Origin of the sequence: Marinomonas ushuaiensis DSM 15871, assembly GCF_000521805.1 — a bacterium.
Taxonomy (GTDB): Bacteria; Pseudomonadota; Gammaproteobacteria; order Pseudomonadales; family Marinomonadaceae; genus Marinomonas; species Marinomonas ushuaiensis.
On the sequence record NZ_JAMB01000004.1, the window covers coordinates 92,922 to 111,615 of the forward strand.

The window sequence follows — 18,694 nt, forward strand, 5'->3', positions numbered from 1 at the left end:
GTCAATCTTGCATTGCTGTCTAAATCATTTAGTTTCATTCATTAGCGTGAGTTCATCAGGAAGCTTTTTCAAGCTGCGTTTTAACGCTTCAAAGCATTCTATATCAATAGCGCTGTGCAGATTTTCTTCCATAATTTCTAATGTCTTAGGGACTGGCACCGCGCCGCGATAAGGACGCTCTGCAGTAATGGCATCGAATATATCTGCTGTAGTAATAATCCGTGTTGGAATAGATATTTGGTCTGCAGTAAGTTTGAGAGGGTAGCCTGTACCATCCAGTTTTTCATGATGAGACCCGGCCATATCAGCCAGATTTTTGAACGATGAAATGTGTGACAGGATGTCTTTTGTGTATTGTGCGTGCATTTGTACGGCTTGCCACTCGTCTGAGTCCAGTTTGCCAGGTTTATCTAGAATTGTATTACTGACACCCAATTTTCCTACATCATGTAATAGAGCTGCGCGCTTTAACCATTTTCTTGTTTCTGTATCAATGCCCATTTCTTGAGCAATCATGTCAGTAAATAAAGCGACTCGTTCACTGTGTCCTGCTGTATATGGACTTTTTGAGTCAATGATTTTGCCAAAAGCAGAAACGATGCAATCAAGGTAGTCGTCTTTTAACAGCATATTCGCTTGGGCAGGTGCTAATGCCATGACTTTTTGGAGAATATTTGGAGAGGCGAGTGTTGCTCGAAATGATTCATCTTTAGCTATGTCGTTAAAAATATTAACCAATTCAGGATCAAACCAGCTAGCGCTTCTTTCATTTACTTCGGCTAACGCTGTTTCTAGATCGTTTTCATATTGAAAAACGTCAATGACTTGTGACAATAAGGCAATTCTTGAATGAATTGGAATATCCGTTTTAGCGAGTTTTTCGGGCCTACCATTTCCGTCCCAATGTTCATCAAGGGAGTGTACTCCTAATGCAACATTCTCATTAAACCTAAGCTCACGAGCAATGTCTGCTCCTCGAGTACAACGAGTCTCAATAAGTTCTTGAGCGTAATCAGTACCATTTTTTAGCACATCAATGGTTGTGCTAATTCGTTTACTCCAACTTTGTCCTGTTCCAGAATGTTTCATAACGAAGTTGATAACACTGGATAAGCTAGTGCCAACAGTTTTGAAATTGCGTTTAAATGATAAATCATCGGTTAAATAGAGTTCGCAGATTCGTGCTGCATTACTACTACAACCGGTATCTTTTAGAAGTAATGTGAAATACAAATCATAAAGTTGATCTTTTGTTAGGCCAACTTTCTCGCCAATATGCATACCAATCCAACAACAGCGAATACAGTGCTCTGGCGGTTGCCCTTCTGTCATATCAAGTGCCATCGTTAATGACAGCATAAGCTCCGACAGTTGGATATAATCGGATTTAGGTAGTAATGACATGCGATTTCCCATTTTTTATTTGGGTGTTAAAACCATAGTAATATGTTCGATTCCATCTTCCATGTAAGGTTCAGATGTTTTTTTAAAACCATGGGATTGATAGAAATTTTCAAGGTGAGACTGCGCGCCAATTTTTATTGGTGTATTTGGCCATGATGTTAACGCGGCCTGAATGGCTTGCTTGATAAGAGCGTGACCTAGTTTATCTTTTCGATAATCAGCAACAACCAAAACACGACCAATACTGCTGTGATTTGGGTAGCTAACATTAGGTGCGATTACTCTAACGTAAGCAGCGGGTTGATCATTGTCCATAGCAAATAAATGTTTTGTATCCGGTAATGTATCAACATCATCTAACTCTGGGTATGGGCAATTCTGTTCGACCACGAAAACATCAACACGCGCTTTTATTAAATCATAAAGAGTGCGAACGGCTAATTCATTAAAAAGTAAGCAATGCCAGGAAATCATTTTATTTCTTTCCAATAATATTATTTTGAATTGTCTATTCTGGCTGAAATACTTAGATTTGGAAAAGGATAATTGACATGATTTGTCATTAAAGAGGGAGGCTGGACGTTGGTGCGCTTATATTCTTGTTTTCGCGACCAATCCAGTGAGTAAGCTATATTATCTATTTTTGGTCGATGTATTTTAACCAATAGATGCTTACTCGATATTTCTTTCTTATTGCTGTGTTCTTGATGCTAATTAAGCGTGTTTAATAGAGTAAGGGTTAAGGTTTTTCTTAATTGCTGTAAACACTTTAGCGGCTTTAGTAAAACCAGATACAACAAGGTTCGCAATGAAGTCTGCACGTTCTGTATTGACCAACATAGTATGTTTTTCGGCTTCAGACATATAACTTGTATTAACAGAATCGATCATTTCACTAACCCATTTTTCAGTTTGCATAATATTCTCCAGTTTGATTGTTTATCAATTAATTTCTTTAAGAAGTTCTTTACTTCGATAATCAAATGATAGAGCTCACGCTGGATGATGACAAACGATAAAAAATACGCCAATAGATGAAAAAAACTAATCTATTTTGGAAGTGATGGACTTTCAAGCGTTTGCTAGAAAGTTAGATCGTTGATCGCCCTAGAGTGAATAATGATTCTAGGACGCCATGATTAAAAGGGGAAAATTATGAATGGCTACTGCAAAGAGCCGTTATTAAAGGGTCATCGCTATCAAGTGGATACCAAGTCGTTGATGAATCAGTAGGAGGTTTTGATTCAATAGACGTATCTGATGGCGCACTCAATGATTGAGTAAAATCGGCTCTTGCTTCGTTTACGCAATCAATAATTTGTGGGACGCGTTTTGCTAGACTACGACGTTCGAAAAAATACAAATCGACCAATACAAGACTCGGGTCAATCTTGTTTGTAGCAGAATTGGCAACATCCGCCGCAATAAAGCGCATAGTTTGAGGGTAAATATAACTCCAAGGACGCCATGGCGCTTCTTCTTCAACCGCTTTTACCACCACAACCCCACTAGGTAATAAACTTGTTTGATGGTCATACCAGTCATATTCGCCTTGGATTTGAAACCCTAGCATGGCTATACCTGCAAACGCAGGAACTAACCATTTTGGCGCCATTTGTCTAGATAGTTTTCTGATTAGTAGGGCAATACCCGCGCCGCCGATACCGGCGAAAATCGTCGCAATGAGTTCCCAAATCATAAATCTTCTCTTTTTATTAAGGATTGTTTATTAAGGTGTTTCTTATTAAAAATTGTTTACTAGATAAGGTATTAAGGAATCGAGCCTTCTATCTTCTACTTTTAGCTCTCTAAGCTAGAAAGTCAAAATAGAAGGCTCGATCATTACAGATAGTGCTTTTTTGTACTAGTGCTTTTTACACTAACATTGATCAATGTGTATTAATGATCAACTGCACCGCCAGCACCTTGAGGATAACGAACACTTTCAACTAGATCTTGGATTTCTTTTGGAGGCTCTTCTGTCATTGAAGACACTGTGAAGGCAACCACAAAGTTAATCACTGCACCAATCGCACCGAACGACAGTGGTGAAATACCAAATAACCAGTTATCAGGTGTATTCGCAAATGACGCTGTGCCTGGAATAAATAACCAACCAAGGAATAGAAAGATATACACAAGGGTAGAAATTAAGCCTGCAAGCATACCGGCAATTGCGCCTTTACTGTTTACGCGTTTTGAGAAGATACCCATCATTAACGCAGGGAAGATGGATGCTGCTGCGATACCAAAGGCTAAAGCAACTACTTGGGCTGCGAATCCTGGCGGATTCATACCTAAATAAGTGGCTACAACTATGGCAACAAACATAGATATCCTAGCGGCTTTCAGCTCTCCTTTATCACTAATATTAGGGTTTATCGAACCTTTTATTAAGTCATGACTGATTGCGGAGGATATGGCTAACAATAAGCCTGCTGCGGTTGATAGTGCGGCCGCAAGACCACCAGCTGCAATAAGGCCAATAACCCAACCTGGAAGGTTTGCGATTTCTGGATTTGCTAATACTAGAATATCACGGTTAACAACTAATTCATTACCTTCCCAGCCACGAGCCGTAGCTTCGTTTTGGAATGCAGGAACGTCGTTATAGTATTGAACACGACCATCACCATTTTTATCTTCAAATTTGATTAGCCCCGTTGTTTCCCAAGTCTGAACCCAATCTGGGCGTTCTGCGTATTCAATCGGTTGTTCTGTTGGACCGTCTGGGTAAATAGTCGTTAATAGGTTTAAACGAGCCATAGACGCAACAGCAGGTGCTGTTAAGTACAACAAAGCGATGAATATTAATGCCCAACCTGCTGACCAACGAGCATCAGCCACTTTAGGTACGGTGAAGAAACGAATGATAACGTGTGGCAGACCTGCAGTACCTATCATCAATGATAGAGTAAACAGAATCATATTTAATTTGTTATCAACATCAGCTGTGTAATCTTGGAAACCAAGTTCACGTACTACTTCATCTAATTTTTGTAACAGAGGTATGCCAGATTCAGCATGAGTAGAGAAAAGGCCTATTGCAGGAATGAAAGTATCGGTTAGTTGCAGAGAGATGAAAACCGCTGGAATGGTATAAGCGATGATCAATACAACATACTGAGCCACCTGAGTGTAGGTAATCCCTTTCATGCCACCTAATACAGCGTAGAAGAAAACCACAATCGCAGCGATGATTAAGCCAGTATTGTTATCGACCTCTAAGAAGCGTGAGAAAGCCACACCGGCACCAGTCATTTGACCGATAACATATGTTACCGAAGCAATGATCAAACAAGCTACAGCAACAAGACGAGCTGTTTGGCTGTAGAAGCGGTCACCGATAAAGTCTGGCACAGTAAACTTACCAAACTTACGTAAGTAAGGTGCAAGTAGCATAGCAAGCAGTACATAGCCGCCAGTCCAACCCATTAGGTAGGTTGAGTTAGCGTAACCGCCTGCTGCGATTAAGCCTGCCATAGAGATGAAAGACGCTGCAGACATCCAATCTGCCGCTGTCGCCATACCGTTTAATACCGGGTGAACACCGCCACCGGCAACATAGAATTCTTTTGTAGAGCCAGCTCGTGCCCAAAAGGCAATACCGAAATAAAGCGCGAATGAGCCGCCAACGAAAAGTAAATTAATAGTAAACTGATCCATACGTCTTACTCCTGAAGGCCAAATTCTTCATCTAGTTTGTTCATTCTCCACGCGTAGAAGAAAGTCAAAATGATGAATACGAGGATAGAACCTTGCTGAGCAAACCAGAAGCCTAAATCAGCGCCTCCAATCATAATGCCCGAGAGCATAGGACGAAGTATGATGGCACAGCCATAAGAGGCTAGCGCCCAAACTACTAGACTGCCTAGAATCAGCCTTAAGTTTGCTTGCCAGTATTTTTCTGCATTATTGTTATGATCTGACATTGTAGATCTCCTTATAATTATTTTTATTTGCACTATCTAATCTATCAGGGGTTTGTTGAATTAGAAGTCAGACTTTAGTCGCATAAAGGGTTTATTTATCATAATGATACCGCACAGGGTTTAAGCGTAAACTAAGGAAAAAAAGGGAGAAAATGTATGAATACAAGAGTTAGAGAAAAAATTCTATCAGTATGTGCTGAAAAAATTAAACAAAAAGGTGATGGCGTTCAGGTTTCATTTTATGCTTTTTTTGCAAATAAAAATGATGATCCTGCAGCTCTAATGGAGGTAGCTCAATGGTGGATCGAGGAGCATGAACTTAATCACTTTGAGAAAGCGACAAAAATTCATTCCATGGTGACGGGATTAAATGAATAATCAAGGTCTTAAAAAGCTGAAGAGTAACCTAATGAATATTTAGTAAGAAAACAACAAGCTGCACGATTGCGTAAATTTGCAACGATCGAGGAATATCAAGGCAAAGGTATTGGGCGTTTTGTTTTAAGGCATATAATAGATTCATTGCAGTAACTGTCTTGTATCAAAAAATGGTTGTGATCTTGCCGATTTAAACCTTTAAAAGACGTTATGATACAAAGCATTTGATAGAAAAGTACGTGATAGAAAATAAAATGCCTCAGGAGGCAATAGTTGATTCAAGCGATTTATGTGGCAAAAAAATCTAAGCAATCTCAGGTTGGTATAGATGCCGTTAAAGTAGACGCCGGCAAAGGTATTGTAGGTGATAGAAATTACGGAAAGCGCAGTGAAGTGGGTCAGAACATTACGTTTGTTGAAAGTGAAGCGATTGCTGCGTTTAATGCAAATTTTGGTCAAAGCATTAGCCAATCATCCACTCGACGCAACATCATCACGCAAAGTGTTCGATTGAATCAGTTGGTCGGGCAAGAGTTTTCTATTGGCAATGTTCGTTTTTATGGCGTCGAATTGTGTGAACCTTGCGGTACTCTTGGACGAGCGTTGTCAAACGATTCGTTAACATCCTCTCAAGTTGTGAAAGCGTGGGCGCGGACAGGAGGATTAAGAGCCAATGTTTTGACTACAGGAATATTGCGCGTCGGTATGCAGTTTAATTTATTAAAAAGCTGATTTTTCAGTTTTGTTTTTTAGAAGAAAGAAGAAAGCGCCAAGTTATTTGTTAGCGCTTCCAAACCTTTTTAGAAAAGGTCTTGAACCAATACAAAACGTTTAAGATCATTAAACTCAGTATTAAAAGGTTGCTTTTGAATGGTGTATTGGCCTTCTTGGCAACGATGAACAATCTTCAGAGCTTCTGCCAAATAGGCATTTTTACTGTCTAATCTTTGACTTTCTAAATCGCTATTTTCTAGGTTGTTGTTATCTAGATTGTCGCTCTTATTGCTGTTTTTCTCGTCTAATGATTTCCATAGCAAGTTAGTCAATGACATTGGCGTTGGGCTGTTGCCTTGGAAACGCCATAAATCGGTACTTTGGTCGTAAGCATAAAAAGGCAATAGGGCTAAACCATTTTGAGCGACAAAGTCGATGGCATCCAAAATGAAGTTGGCTTCAGTATCGTCTAAAAAGTAATTCAGATTGAATCGAGCCCAGCCTGGTTTTACCAATTTCTCACCTTGCTTGATGGCCTCTTGAATGCGTTTCGATTCTTGCTCATTGATGTTTAATAACTGATGTCCATATGGGCCAGCGCAAGAGCAACCACCGCGGACTTGGATACCAAATAAATCATTGAGTAGGGCGGTGACAAAACCATGGTGCAAATAGCTCTGCTGCAAAGAGTCACGTTTCGTTTTAATTCGAAATGCCGTAATAGACAAACGACTTGCTTCTTGATGGCCTAAACGTTCTATTAGCGGATTTTTACGCCATCTATTGTCTATCATTTTAACCAGTTCATGTTCACGTTTTTCTATCGCGTCGGTTCCGACTGTTTGCTTAAGTTGGAATACTAATCCTGCTCGGATAGATTCAACGATGCCTGGTGTACCGCCTTCCTCACGACGTTCACCTATTGGCAAAAATGTATGGTCTTTAGGGGTTACAAACGATACGGTTCCACCACCAATAAGGCTCGGTTTTTGATTTTTGATAATGGCTTTCTTAACCACTAAAATACCCGGTGTACCTGGCCCGCCGATGAGTTTATGAGTCGAAAAGAACATCGCATCTTTGACAAATTTAGAATCTTTTTTAGGGTTCATGTCTAATTCAACATAAGGTGCGGCAGCTGCGAAATCCCAAAATGATAGTGCATTGTAACAATGTAAAAGCTCTGTGATGGCATTTTGGTTACATAAAATGCCAGTGACATTTGAAGCCGCACTAAAGCTACCAATTAGGTGTTTACCTTGATTCGTTTTAAGTTGTTGTTCTAAATCGTTGAGGCAAACATCGCCATCTTTTGATTCTGCAATCCGAATGACTTCAACATCTAATTCTCGCCATGGTAACTCGTTAGAATGATGTTCATAGGGGCCGATCAAAACACAGATGTTGGATTTTTCGTCTAGCGATAGTTGACGTAACGCCAATTGGGTAATAAGTGTATTTATTGCGCTGGTGGCGCCGCTGCCACAGAACATGACTAAGTCTTCATCGTTGGCATTCACGGCTGTGCGGATTTGGTCTCGGGCTTGTTCTCGAAACGTTGTGGTTTGTTGGCCTGTCGCATTCGCTTCCGTATGAGTATTGGCGTAAAGAGGAAGAACATACTGATGAATAGCGTCTTCAATGAAATCTAAACTTCGACCCGATGCAGTATAGTCCGCATAAGTTAATAGTCTCTGCCCAAATGGTGTGGTTATTTGAGTGTCTTTACCAATAACGCCTTGACGAATACGAGCCATGATAGTGTCTTGGCTTTTATCGCTTGTTTCCCTGTTTGTGTCTTTTTCAATTCTTGTAAGTGTCGCCGTTGGCATGTGTTGTCCTTTTTTGCAACGGGCATAGCAAACAAAATATCTAGTCTTTACTGGTGGGTAAAGGCAACTCCGTGGTCCATTTAATCTGTTCCATGGCGAAGTTAGACGTTACGTCTGTCAAAGCAGTTGCGCTGATTAAGCGTTTATAAAATTTGTCATAAGAAGGAATGTCTTTTACTAACACTCGCATTAAATAATCGTATTCTCCTGCCATGCGATAGAATTCCACGACTTCTGGAAATTCAGCCACAATACGGGCAAATTCAATGGCCCAGTTAGCATCATGCTGATTGGTTTTCACCTGTACGAAAACAGATACGCCAAGCCCTAATTTATCCGCGTCTAACAAGGCGACACGGCGTTTAATGAATCCGGCTTTTTCGAGTTTTTGAACGCGTCTCCAACAGGGGGTTTTAGACAAACCAACTTGGTGAGCCATTGCTTCTGTTGAAATACTATCATCGCCTTGAATTAAGGCAAGTAGTTGCAAATCTATGTCATCTAAGTTCATTCTGTTCTCTTTATGGTTTGTTTTTTAGGATTATTTTTCATATTATTGATTTTTTATCTGTGTGTCGTCACTTGATTCCTTATTTGGCAAAAAAAGAGGAATGATGGTTTTGAAAAAGATCGAAAAAAATATGAAAATTAGAGGAAAAAAGAGAATTAATTTGGTGAAGTGATATGAAAATGCAGGTTATTAAAACCCTTTAACGTATTTTTAAAGAAACGTTAAAGGGTTCGTTGATTTGATGTCTGGCAATTTTGTTAATCTAATCCAATTTTAGATTTGATAAATCATGATCTTCTTTTTTGCTTTTAAGCCGATCCAAAAGATGACGAGCATCTTCACTAATCATCAGTAAGACAGGAATTAGCACTAAGGTGATTACCGTCGCAAACATAATGCCGTAGCCTAATGACACCGCAGCTGGAATCAACATTTGTGCTTGTTTTGAGGTTTCCCAGAGAATAGGAATTAACCCCGCGAAGGTTGTGATAGACGTTAGCAATACCGCACGCAAACGGCTGCGACAGGCAAGACTAATGGCTTTCTTGATGTGTCCCGTTTCATGGCGTAAATCGTTATAGCGTGACACCAGTAAGAGACTGTCATTTACCACTACACCGCTGAGCGCCAAAATACCGTTTAGCGAGAAAATCCCCAGCGTTAAATCATTCATCCAATGACCAAGCAACGCGCCTATGATGCCAAATGGGATCGCCATCATGATAATGATTGGCTGTGTGTAAGACTTCAATGGAATGGCCAGTAGGGCATAAATGATCAGCATCGCAATGAGGAACATCTCAGACATAGAAGACTGTGTTTCTTCTCTTTGCTCCGCTTCCCCCGAGAAGTAGAAAGACACACCAGAGAACTGGCGTTCCATTTGTGGCACCACGGCATTTTCCAAATATTCGACCACTTCCGTTGACGACATTTCGTCTTTATCTACTTCGGCAGACAAATACAAAGAGCGTTTTCCATCAATACGAACAATGGTGGTTTCGGCTTCTTCTTGAGACAAGGTTGCCACTGCAGACAACGGAATACGTGTGCCATCGTCCAACGTGACTTTGGTGTTCATCACGGCAGCAGGGGACTCTTGCTGGTCATTCGGATAGCCTAAACGCACTTCCACTTCGGCATTGTCTCGTTGGTAAGTCTGCACAACTTGGCCATCAAAATTTGTGGAAATCTGAGAAGCGAGGTCGCTGGTGGACAAACCTAATAAACGACCTTGTTCACTGAGTTTTAGCACCATTCGAGATTCCGTTGGTTCGGTGTTTTGCTCTATCCCTGTCACGGCAGGAAGAGGTTCAAGTTGTTTCAACAGCTCTGTCATAGCGCCGGTTAAGACGCTCGAATCATTGCCTCTGAGTTCAACTCTAAGGGCATCAACGGTTTCCCGTGCACTACGAATTCTGAGGTTCTTCACACCTTCCGGCATGCCAGAGAATTGCTGCCACTTCGCAGCAAACTCTGCGGAGGTGTAAGGGCGATCTGTAATTAACTCAATCCGAATATTACCTGACTGCTCATTGCTTGAGGTCACTTGGATATTTTTGATGGCTACGTCGCCTTTTGGCTTGGTAGCAGGTCTATTCGGGCGATCTGAGTTTTCAGAGCGGTTCGGTCTGTCTGCTGCCGATCTATCAGAAGCTGTTTTGCTTCTTACATCATCGTTGGCATTTGCGCGTTGTTCACCGTTGGCATTTGGTCTTTGACCACTAGAGCGTTCATCTGTATTACTGCGCAACGCAATATCCGCTTGGTAGGCGGCTTTTTCCAGTGTTAGCAATACTTGGCTGGTGCGTCCATAACTCACGTCGTTGTACATGGTGACGCCACCACGAACAGTGTCCCCCGGAATTTGTGGGAAGAAGCTGATACGAATAGCACCCGTGAATGGCATGGACATTACTAGTAAGAAAACGGCAATGAAGAACAAACAGATGGCGTATCTGTGATTCAGAGCGATGTCTATCGTCGGTTTATAAATACGGTCACTGAACCACTGTAAGCCGTTGTCAGCGCCACGTTGAATCCAAGCCCATCCTTTGGCAATAGGGTTAGTTCGAGTTGATTTGCGAGTGTTAATGTGAGCCAAGTGAGCAGGTAAAATGATCTTCGATTCGATTACCGACAACACGAGGCAAATAGCGACGACGATGGCGAATTGAGAGTAAAGCTGGCCCAATCGACCTTCGATGTTCGACAGTGCCCAGAAGGCGGCGACTGTGGTAAACACGCCAAACAGCGTTGGAATGGCGACAATCATGGTGCCTTTAATCGTGCTCCCTAACGTATCGCCTTCTTTTGACCGCACAGTATAAATACTTTCGCCGACCACCACAGCGTCATCCACTACTATGCCTAAGGCCATGATGAAACCAAAGGTCGTGAACATATTTAAGGTTAGGCCAATACTTTCTGTGCCCATAAAAAACAGCGTGCCAAAGAAAATAAATGGCAGCCCCATAGCGACCCAAAACGCCACGGTAATGTTTAAGAAAATGGCTAATAAAACAAACACCAAGAAGACGCCTGTCACCGCATTTTCAACCATTAACTCTAGACGTTCGTTTATGGATTCACTGCGATCATACCAAGTGCCTAAGGTGACATTAGGGGGCAATCGGCCACTGTCTTGCCAGTCTTGAATGACTGATTTAGCGGCAATTACCGAATTGGAAATGTCGCTGTTGCCTGTGGTGAGCACTTGAATTGCTAGGCTGTTTTCGCGGTTAAAACGAGACAGTACGAACTCGTCTTCATCGAACACATCGCGGATCGTGGCGATATCGCTAAGCAGCAAGGTTCCGCCATTTTCGTTGGTTTGCACCGGCACCTGTGAGAATTGGCTTTTGATGTACGCCTGCTCGGATGCGCTGACGCTCAAGTAAATGTCTTCGTTGCGCAGCGTGGCGATTTTGGCAGTCGAAGACTCGGCATTAATGGCGTTAGCAACGTCGGTTAATGTGAGACCGTAAGACTCTAATTTATTTTTGTCTATTTCGACCATCATGGTTGGATCTAACCAACCTGTAATCGAGGTGGAGCTGATGTCTTCCTGTGCCAGTAAGTCTGATTCCAGTTCATCCGTTAGCTTTTGCAAGGTACGACGGTCGGCCTCGCCGTAAAGCTGAACCCAAATTGAGTGTTCTACTCTTGTAGCCTTGGTGACCACTGCCGGGTCAGCATCGTCTGGAAAAGAGGTTATTTGATCGACTTCGTCTTTAATGTCGTCGGTTAAGACATTAATGTCATAGCCATCGACCATTTCAACAGTGACGCTGGTGGAGCTGGCTTTTGATGAAGTGGTGATGCTTTTTATGCCAGACGTGCCTTGTAAGGCTTGCTCTATGGGAATGGCAATGCCTTCTTCGTTCTCTTTCGCGGAGCCGCTGTCATTACTGACAGAAATAGAGACTTGACTTGGTGGTAAGCTTGGAAAGGCTTCTTTGTTAATGGAGCCCATGTTGATCAGACCCAAGGTGATCATCAAGATTAATAATAAGTTGGCGGCCACTGGGTTGTTGGCAAACCAAGGAATGATACCTCTGTTTTGGTCTATTGGGCTCATGGATTATTGCCCTTTACAGTGGATTGCTTCTCTTGGTTAGAAACAATGATTGGGTCAACCAAGGTACCTTTTATATAACTGTTGTAAGGCTGCATAAGAACTTGATAATTACCGTCTTTCATGTCTTCTGGTGCTTGAATGTAGACATAATTTGAATCGACAAAACGTGGCGTCGTTGCGAAAGTGTCGAGTCTATTGTCTTTATCAAGAAACCAAATTTCACTTTTTTGACTCAGTGCGGTATTGGGTAATCGCCACAAATTATTTAACTCTTTGCCTTTCAGAGAGACACTAACAAAAGCACCTGGAATGAGTTGAGGTGACTGAGCCAAAGGTTGATCCAAACCGATTGTTAGGCTGCGCATACGAGTTGTTTCATCAATATGAAGTCCCACATGAAGTATTTTACCTTGCCATGTCGCACCGTCTTCAATGCTTTGAATGGTTACGGGCCAATCCGAGGATAATAGAATGTTTGTGTCTGGCAGTTTTAACCAGTCACTGCTGGAAAGGTCGATTTGAATTTCAGCACGATCAGTACTATAGAGTGTACCTATGTCACTTCCTGTACTTCTTAGATATGAACCAGGAGTGATAAGACGCTCTACGACTAATGCGTCAAAAGGCGCGATGAGTTTTACATTCTTCAAATCATTTTGGGCGCTTTCTAATTCTGCTTTTGCAGAGTCAAATTCGGCTTGTGCTGCAGCAAGTTGTGGTTCACGAAGCACAAGATCAGAATCTGGCGCTTCGTCAAAACCAGATGCTTCCCATTCTGCTCGGGCTTGCTCGCCTTGGCGCTGTTCTTCTTTAAGGGCGAGTTCGGCGCTGGCTAAAGTGTTTCTTGCACTAGCAACTTCGCTGTTGAGTTCTTTATTCGTTAACGTGGCAAGAACATGGCCTTTTTTGATGACCTGACCCGATTCAAACTGGCTGGATAACTGTGTCACTTGGCCACTGACTTGATTCGTTAACGTCAATGAATATCTTGGTTCTACCAATCCCGATGCTTTGATTTCTGCGGCGTACGCGCCCATTTCTACATTCATGACACTGATTTGTAGGGCTTGTTCAGGTGTTTCAGGACGCGTCTTTTTGACTTCGTTGTTTTGCGCCTCAATCGCACTGGTAATGTAGAAATACACTCCAACAACCGAAACCAGAGCCAGAATTAATGTGATCCATAGTGAGAGGCGTTTCATTCTTCGTTTACTCCAAGCCCTAATGCGAGCCCTAAATTGACTCGGTTTGATAAGTGTTGATAAATAATGTCGTCAAGTTGCGCTTCCAAATCGAATGTGGTGGTTTGCACGTCGATTAAGTCGCTGATTTCAATCAGTCCAGAACGGTACTTTTTCTCATATTGGCTGAGGTTTTTTTGTGAGCTGGTGAGCGCATTTCGAATATGTTGTGTTTGTAGCGACAACACTCGTTCTTGTCCTAATGCGCTTTCTACTTCGTTGACTGCCGTGAGCAAGGTATCTCGGTAGGCTTGATAAGTTTGTGCGGTTTCGAGTTTGGCAATCTCTGCTGCGGCTTCTAATTGACCACCCTGATACAGTGGTTGTGTTAGTTGCGCCAATAAAGACCAAATAGGGGAGCCGAATAAAGCGCCGCTAGGCGAGGACGCGGTTTCGCTTAAGGTCGCGCTCAAACTGATGCTCGGCAGCATGTCTTTGTAAGCAACCGTGGTATTGAGGTCAGCGGCTTCAATGTCTAGATAAGCGGCTTTTAAGTCCGGACGACGTTGCAAATTCTGCTCAGGAAAATCGCTGAAGGATAAACTGACATTGGGGTAATTTGTGTTGGCAGTGAACTTGATGGGTTCTTGGCTTCCCAAATACAATTGCAAGGTTCGTATTTCAATGGCGAGGTCTTCTTGAAGTTCAACAAGGTCAGAGCGTGACTGGGAAGTGGTGGTGCGGGCCGAATCCAATTCTTCTAAATCACCAAGACCGTTTTTGAAACGCTTTTGGATAAGTTGCTCGTTTGCTTCAAGTAACGCCAGACGCTTTTCTTCAATATCGATGGCGTGTTGTTTTGCAGTGATGGCCAACCAAGTTTTAATGAGGCTGGCGACTAAGGTGTCTTGGCTTGCTTGATAAAGTGCTTCGTCACTGGCAAGAGACTTAGCGGAAGCTTCTTCGGATGCCGCCAGTTTCTGCCACAAGTCAATTTCCCAACTCACACTCACGTCTGCCTGATAACTTGCACTGTCACCTTCTGACTTGCCTGCTGAAAATCCAGCTTCAACCGTTGGTAAAGAATCGCCGTGTTGGCTTTTGATGCTCCACAAACTCGCCTGTAAGGTGAGTTTGGTTTCTTGTAAGCTCGGGTTGGCGTCTAATGCTTGTTGAATGAGTTGGTCTAATTGCGCATCTTGGATCAAATCGGTGAGGTAGCTCACGGGGGCTACATGGTCTAAACCTTCCCATTGAGAGAAGTTGGCATCGCCAATCGACTCAAGTTCACCTTGGGCCAGCTCTGCGTAATTTTCGCGTTTTTCTGTGTTACTGCAGGCAGCCAATATCAAGCTTAAACAAAGTGCGCCCGCGTTTCGTAACGACTTGTTTATCATTCAACGAATCCTAATCAAAATAAGTAAATACATACGACAAACACGATGCTTATTTGCCTAATAAAGAGACAGTAACGAGATAAATATTACGTCTAGTCTAGTTCAGATTATCGTATTTTCTGTTGGCTTCATTAAATGAAATTTTCACTTCTTTACAAAAAAAATTAATTAGATATTCCATTTAAGCATTCTTTTCTGAGTTATTTATTCTTTTCTACATTAAAGTCAGTAATGATTTTTGCTAAGACTTTAATTGCCCATTCCCTTTTTTCTAGACTCTGTTCACTAAAATTGAGTCTAAAACAGTTTCGAAATTTTCCGGTTGCCGAGAATAATGGGCCAGGAGCAAAGCTCACGCCTTCAGCGCGACATTTTTCTAATAGTTTCATGCTGTCGATGTTTGGGTTGAGTTCTACCCATAAAATGAAACTACCGTCAGGAAAACTTACTCGAGTGTCACTGGGTAAATAGGCTTTGATGGCATTTAACAAATGGTCTCTTTGCTTTTCATAGTGCTGCCTAATTTGACGAATGTGCTTTGTGTAACCGCCTAAGCGAATAAATTTCGCAATGGCAAGCTGAGGAAAAACAGGGCACATGGAGCTGCTGACATATTTTATGTGAGTGACTTTGTCCCGATAACGCCCAGGGGCAATCCAGCCGACTCTCATACCGGGTGCGATTGTTTTTGAAAAAGAAGAACACAAAAGTACTCGACCATCATTATCAAAAGATTTAATGGTTTTGGGACGAGGAAATTGAAAAGAAATGTCGCCGTAAATATCGTCTTCTATAATGGCAATGTCGTAACTTTGTGCCAGTTTATAGAGTCGCTCTTTTTTCTCTTCTGGCATGGTGTAACCCATTGGGTTGTTACATGTTGGAGTGACAAAGATGGCTTTGATTGGCCATTGATCTAACGCTAGTTCAAGCGCCTCTATACTCATACCGGTTTCTGGGTGAGTGGGTATTTCCATGGCTTTTAGGTTGGCGGCTTTAATAGCTTGCATAGAACCATAAAAACTTGGTGATTCGATGGCGATGATATCGCCGGGTTCAGTGACCGCTCGTAAGCAAACAGAAATAGCTTCTTGGCATCCAGAAGTAACAACGAGATCATCTGGATGTAACTGACAACCTGACGCAACGGCTAAACGACAAAGTTGCGTGCGTAGTTCCTCTCTGCCTCGAATATCTGAATAGCTCAACCCTAACTCTGGTTTTTGTTTAGCGAGATCAGACAGCGTTTTTAATAAAGGCTTAAGTGTTGGCGCTTTCATGTCTGGCATGGCGTGTTGTAACTGCACGCCTTTTTGATTACTGCGGTTCATGAGCATGTTGAGAACTTCTTCCCATTGAGAGACTTCTAGTGGTCGCTGTGGTGGTCTAGAAACACTGGGTAAGTTGTCTTTTTTTTGCTGGCAAACAAAATAACCTGATTTTGGTTTTGCTTCGACAAGGAGCTCTTGTTCTAACTGTCTATAGGCTTCTTGAACTGTAGAAATACTGACACCGTGTTCTTGAGCTAATTGACGCACAGACGGAAGTTTGTCACCCGGTTTATAGAAATCGTGCTGAATGTGTTCTCTTAAGCGTTTTGCTAGCTTTTGATAGAGCGTCATAATATGTGTTTAGCCGTGGTGGTTTAAAACATGATGTTGGGATAGTTTTATTGTAGAACGTTTTTATAAAAAGTGTGACCATACAGATTTGGTATTATTATACCATACAGACGATAAAACGCTCTTCTGTATGGTTAATAAAGGTTTTTTTTGAATCTGTATTGTCTTGGCTGTTTTTCCTAAAGTAGATATTCATACACAGCGCCCATGAAAATTTTTGTCGGCGCAGCTTAAAGGAGAAAGTTATGCTGGTTATTAGTTTGTTTGTTCACATTCAACATTGTGTACAGCGTTATCAAAGCCGCAAGGCATTAGCATTGTTAAGCGCTCAACAGATGTGTGATATCGGCATAACAGATGATGAGAAACAAACAGAAATAGCACACGCTTCTGTACTGGGTTTTGTACGAGATTTACTAAGGCAAGTTAAAAAAGGAATGAAAGCGTTGTGATGGATTTATCCTTTTTTATTGCGTTTGTGATATTTTCCTTTGTAATGTCTGGAACACCAGGTCCAAATAATATTATGTTATTGGCTTCTGGTGCTCAGTTTGGTTTTCGACGCACCTTGCCCCATATGCTTGGAATTGGCATAGGGATGGCGGTGTTGATTTCGTCTGCTTTATTGGGGTTGGGTGCTTTGTTCTCCTTATATCCGCCTCTGTATCTTGTGTTGAAGTGGGTTGGTGGTGCTTATTTAGTATGGTTGGCGTGGAAGATTGCCAGTGCCCCTGTGAGCCAAAAAATGAATAATGCTTCTGAAGAGAGTGAGGAAAGTAAACCAATGGCTTGGTGGCAAGCTGCGTTGTTTCAGTTTGTAAATCCGAAAGCGTGGATGATGGCAATTAGTGCCGTGAGTACGTTCACCATCGAAGGGGATTTGTATTTACAATCTGGCCTTTGGATTCTGCTTGTATTTGCTTGTGTTAACTTCCCAACAATTTCACTTTGGGCGTGGTTGGGTGTGAGTATTCGACGCTGGTTAACAGACGCTAAACGACAACGCGTCTTTAACCTTATCATGGGAACCGCAACGGCCTTAACATTGATGATGATTGTTAGAGGGTAATGATTTTGGAGGATATATGAAAACCATTGGGCTTTTAGGTGGAATGAGCTGGGAAAGCAGTGTCGGATATTACCAAGCAATCAATGAAGGCGTAAAAGAGTCACTTGGTGGGCTGCATTCTGCAAAAATTGCTATGTACAGTGTGGATTTTGATCCTATTGAAAAGTTACAGCATAAGGGTGATTGGGAAGGTACTTCTGAGATACTGATTGATGCAGCTAAAAATGTTCAAGCGGCTGGTGCAGACTTTTTATTAATATGTACAAATACAATGCATAAAGTCGCTTCACAAATAGAAAACTCTATTGATATCCCCTTATTGCATATAGCGGACGCCACGGCTGAAGTGCTTGTAAAAAAAGGGGTTAAAACGGTAGGATTATTGGGAACGGCTTTTACAATGGAGCAAGATTTTTATAAAGGCCGCTTAACTGAAGATTATGGTTTAACGGTTTTGGTTCCTAATACAGAAGACAGAAATATTATTCATAATGTGATCTATAAAGAGCTTTGTTTAGGGCAGTTAAATTCAGATTCTAAAGTTGAATACCTACGAATTATTGAGTCTTTAGCAAGTCAGGGTGCTGAAGCGGTTATCCTTGGTTGTACTGAAATCGGAATGTTAGTGAATCAAAATGACACAGAAATCATGCTTTTAGACACGACATACATTCATGCTAAAAAAGCGGTTGAGTGGGCTATATTAGATGTTATATAAAAAATCATAAGAATGCTGGAAACGTCCGTCATGAGGCAGAAAAAAATAGAAGACGCACAATGGAGCATTTACATTGTGAAGACACGCTTCGACACACTCTACACTGGTATTAGCACAGATGTAGAGCGACGTTTTAAAGAACATTCTGGTGACAATAAGCGCGGTGCTCGTTATTTAAAAGGGAAAGGGCCATTGGTGCTGGTTTGGCAACAAATAATTGGTTCTCAAAGTGATGCGTTAGTACTTGAATACAAAGTAAAAAAACTAACAAAACGAAAAAAACTCAATTTAATAGAAGGTCTGATTGATCTTGACTCATTATGCAAAGAGACGAGTGGTTAAGCTTGTGTTTTTAT

18 protein-coding genes are annotated in these 18,694 nt (G+C 41.8%); 6 read left to right on the forward strand and 12 right to left on the reverse strand.

All coding sequences use genetic code 11. The features are described from left to right. Positions 1 to 24: 24 nt before the first annotated feature. From MUS1_RS06275 to MUS1_RS06300, 6 genes are all read right to left on the reverse strand, one after another. The gene (locus MUS1_RS06275; RefSeq protein ID WP_036160279.1) at positions 25 to 1,404 is read right to left on the reverse strand and encodes an HD-GYP domain-containing protein; all 1,380 of its coding nucleotides are present in this window, start codon (positions 1,402 to 1,404) and stop codon (positions 25 to 27) included. A gap of 15 nt (positions 1,405 to 1,419) precedes the next feature. Next, positions 1,420 to 1,878, reverse strand: coding sequence for a GNAT family N-acetyltransferase (locus MUS1_RS06280; RefSeq protein WP_036160281.1), 459 nt, complete (start codon positions 1,876 to 1,878; stop codon positions 1,420 to 1,422). 240 nt (positions 1,879 to 2,118) lie between these two features. After that, a complete protein-coding gene (locus MUS1_RS06285; protein WP_036160282.1) occupies positions 2,119 to 2,322 on the reverse strand; it encodes a hypothetical protein in 204 nt (67 codons plus the stop codon). A 235-nt stretch (positions 2,323 to 2,557) separates the two neighbouring features. Next, the gene (locus tag MUS1_RS06290; protein WP_036160283.1) at positions 2,558 to 3,103 is read right to left on the reverse strand and encodes a hypothetical protein; all 546 of its coding nucleotides are present in this window, start codon (positions 3,101 to 3,103) and stop codon (positions 2,558 to 2,560) included. Positions 3,104 to 3,303: 200 nt separating this feature from the next. Next, positions 3,304 to 5,070: a sodium:solute symporter family protein gene (locus tag MUS1_RS06295; protein WP_036160284.1), complete on the reverse strand. Its 1,767-nt coding sequence runs from the start codon at positions 5,068 to 5,070 to the stop codon at positions 3,304 to 3,306. Positions 5,071 to 5,075: 5 nt separating this feature from the next. Further along, positions 5,076 to 5,336 carry a DUF4212 domain-containing protein gene (locus tag MUS1_RS06300; protein WP_036160285.1) on the reverse strand — a complete coding sequence of 87 codons (261 nt, stop codon included), beginning with the start codon at positions 5,334 to 5,336 and terminating at the stop codon, positions 5,076 to 5,078. A 156-nt stretch (positions 5,337 to 5,492) separates the two neighbouring features. Here MUS1_RS06300 and MUS1_RS06305 point away from each other — a divergent pair, with 156 nt between their 5' ends. Continuing rightward, positions 5,493 to 5,714 carry a DUF6500 family protein gene (locus MUS1_RS06305; protein WP_036160286.1) on the forward strand — a complete coding sequence of 74 codons (222 nt, stop codon included), beginning with the start codon at positions 5,493 to 5,495 and terminating at the stop codon, positions 5,712 to 5,714. Positions 5,715 to 5,987: 273 nt separating this feature from the next. Then, positions 5,988 to 6,446: an MOSC domain-containing protein gene (locus MUS1_RS06310; RefSeq protein ID WP_036160287.1), complete on the forward strand. Its 459-nt coding sequence runs from the start codon at positions 5,988 to 5,990 to the stop codon at positions 6,444 to 6,446. A gap of 68 nt (positions 6,447 to 6,514) precedes the next feature. Here MUS1_RS06310 and MUS1_RS06315 read toward each other — a convergent pair whose 3' ends face one another. From MUS1_RS06315 to MUS1_RS06340, 6 genes are all read right to left on the reverse strand, one after another. Beyond that, positions 6,515 to 8,260, reverse strand: a complete 1,746-nt coding sequence (locus MUS1_RS06315; RefSeq protein WP_036160288.1) for an aminotransferase class V-fold PLP-dependent enzyme — start codon at positions 8,258 to 8,260, stop codon at positions 6,515 to 6,517. 40 nt (positions 8,261 to 8,300) lie between these two features. Further along, positions 8,301 to 8,771 (reverse strand): Lrp/AsnC family transcriptional regulator, encoded by a 471-nt coding sequence (locus tag MUS1_RS06320; protein WP_036160290.1) that lies wholly within the window; start codon positions 8,769 to 8,771, stop codon positions 8,301 to 8,303. A gap of 262 nt (positions 8,772 to 9,033) precedes the next feature. Continuing rightward, positions 9,034 to 12,351 carry an efflux RND transporter permease subunit gene (locus MUS1_RS06325; protein ID WP_036160291.1) on the reverse strand — a complete coding sequence of 1,106 codons (3,318 nt, stop codon included), beginning with the start codon at positions 12,349 to 12,351 and terminating at the stop codon, positions 9,034 to 9,036. Then, positions 12,348 to 13,553, reverse strand: coding sequence for an efflux RND transporter periplasmic adaptor subunit (locus MUS1_RS06330; RefSeq protein WP_036160294.1), 1,206 nt, complete (start codon positions 13,551 to 13,553; stop codon positions 12,348 to 12,350). The genes MUS1_RS06325 and MUS1_RS06330 overlap by 4 nt, the downstream gene beginning before the upstream one ends. After that, complete coding sequence (locus tag MUS1_RS06335) at positions 13,550 to 14,929, reverse strand: TolC family protein (RefSeq protein ID WP_036160296.1); 1,380 nt, start codon at positions 14,927 to 14,929, stop codon at positions 13,550 to 13,552. The genes MUS1_RS06330 and MUS1_RS06335 overlap by 4 nt, the downstream gene beginning before the upstream one ends. Positions 14,930 to 15,129: 200 nt before the next feature. After that, positions 15,130 to 16,551, reverse strand: coding sequence for an aminotransferase-like domain-containing protein (locus MUS1_RS06340; protein WP_036160298.1), 1,422 nt, complete (start codon positions 16,549 to 16,551; stop codon positions 15,130 to 15,132). Between the two features lie 245 nt (positions 16,552 to 16,796). Here MUS1_RS06340 and MUS1_RS06345 point away from each other — a divergent pair, with 245 nt between their 5' ends. The 4 genes from MUS1_RS06345 to MUS1_RS06360 are packed head-to-tail and all read left to right on the forward strand — an operon-like array spanning position 16,797 to position 18,680. Next, positions 16,797 to 17,003 (forward strand): hypothetical protein, encoded by a 207-nt coding sequence (locus MUS1_RS06345; RefSeq protein WP_036160301.1) that lies wholly within the window; start codon positions 16,797 to 16,799, stop codon positions 17,001 to 17,003. After that, positions 17,003 to 17,620: a LysE family translocator gene (locus MUS1_RS06350; protein ID WP_036160303.1), complete on the forward strand. Its 618-nt coding sequence runs from the start codon at positions 17,003 to 17,005 to the stop codon at positions 17,618 to 17,620. Before MUS1_RS06345 ends, MUS1_RS06350 begins: the two co-directional genes overlap by 1 nt. 16 nt (positions 17,621 to 17,636) lie before the next feature. After that, positions 17,637 to 18,338, forward strand: coding sequence for an aspartate/glutamate racemase family protein (locus MUS1_RS06355; protein WP_036160305.1), 702 nt, complete (start codon positions 17,637 to 17,639; stop codon positions 18,336 to 18,338). A 30-nt stretch (positions 18,339 to 18,368) separates the two neighbouring features. Next, positions 18,369 to 18,680, forward strand: coding sequence for a GIY-YIG nuclease family protein (locus MUS1_RS06360; protein WP_036160308.1), 312 nt, complete (start codon positions 18,369 to 18,371; stop codon positions 18,678 to 18,680). The last annotated feature ends 14 nt before the right edge of the window (positions 18,681 to 18,694 follow it).

Excerpts from the sequence above, each read along its gene's own strand:
- MUS1_RS06275 (WP_036160279.1), bottom strand. The coding sequence starts at position 1,404 with ATGTCATTACTACCTAAATCCGATTATATCCAACTGTCGGAGCTTATG.
- MUS1_RS06280 (WP_036160281.1), bottom strand. The coding sequence starts at position 1,878 with ATGATTTCCTGGCATTGCTTACTTTTTAATGAATTAGCCGTTCGCACT.
- MUS1_RS06285 (WP_036160282.1), bottom strand. The coding sequence starts at position 2,322 with ATGCAAACTGAAAAATGGGTTAGTGAAATGATCGATTCTGTTAATACA.
- MUS1_RS06290 (WP_036160283.1), bottom strand. The coding sequence starts at position 3,103 with ATGATTTGGGAACTCATTGCGACGATTTTCGCCGGTATCGGCGGCGCG.
- MUS1_RS06295 (WP_036160284.1), bottom strand. The coding sequence starts at position 5,070 with ATGGATCAGTTTACTATTAATTTACTTTTCGTTGGCGGCTCATTCGCG.
- MUS1_RS06300 (WP_036160285.1), bottom strand. The coding sequence starts at position 5,336 with ATGTCAGATCATAACAATAATGCAGAAAAATACTGGCAAGCAAACTTA.
- MUS1_RS06305 (WP_036160286.1), top strand. The coding sequence starts at position 5,493 with ATGAATACAAGAGTTAGAGAAAAAATTCTATCAGTATGTGCTGAAAAA.
- MUS1_RS06315 (WP_036160288.1), bottom strand. The coding sequence starts at position 8,260 with ATGCCAACGGCGACACTTACAAGAATTGAAAAAGACACAAACAGGGAA.
- MUS1_RS06320 (WP_036160290.1), bottom strand. The coding sequence starts at position 8,771 with ATGAACTTAGATGACATAGATTTGCAACTACTTGCCTTAATTCAAGGC.
- MUS1_RS06325 (WP_036160291.1), bottom strand. The coding sequence starts at position 12,351 with ATGAGCCCAATAGACCAAAACAGAGGTATCATTCCTTGGTTTGCCAAC.
- MUS1_RS06330 (WP_036160294.1), bottom strand. The coding sequence starts at position 13,553 with ATGAAACGCCTCTCACTATGGATCACATTAATTCTGGCTCTGGTTTCG.
- MUS1_RS06335 (WP_036160296.1), bottom strand. The coding sequence starts at position 14,929 with ATGATAAACAAGTCGTTACGAAACGCGGGCGCACTTTGTTTAAGCTTG.
- MUS1_RS06340 (WP_036160298.1), bottom strand. The coding sequence starts at position 16,551 with ATGACGCTCTATCAAAAGCTAGCAAAACGCTTAAGAGAACACATTCAG.
- MUS1_RS06345 (WP_036160301.1), top strand. The coding sequence starts at position 16,797 with ATGCTGGTTATTAGTTTGTTTGTTCACATTCAACATTGTGTACAGCGT.
- MUS1_RS06350 (WP_036160303.1), top strand. The coding sequence starts at position 17,003 with ATGGATTTATCCTTTTTTATTGCGTTTGTGATATTTTCCTTTGTAATG.
- MUS1_RS06355 (WP_036160305.1), top strand. The coding sequence starts at position 17,637 with ATGAAAACCATTGGGCTTTTAGGTGGAATGAGCTGGGAAAGCAGTGTC.
- MUS1_RS06360 (WP_036160308.1), top strand. The coding sequence starts at position 18,369 with ATGAGGCAGAAAAAAATAGAAGACGCACAATGGAGCATTTACATTGTG.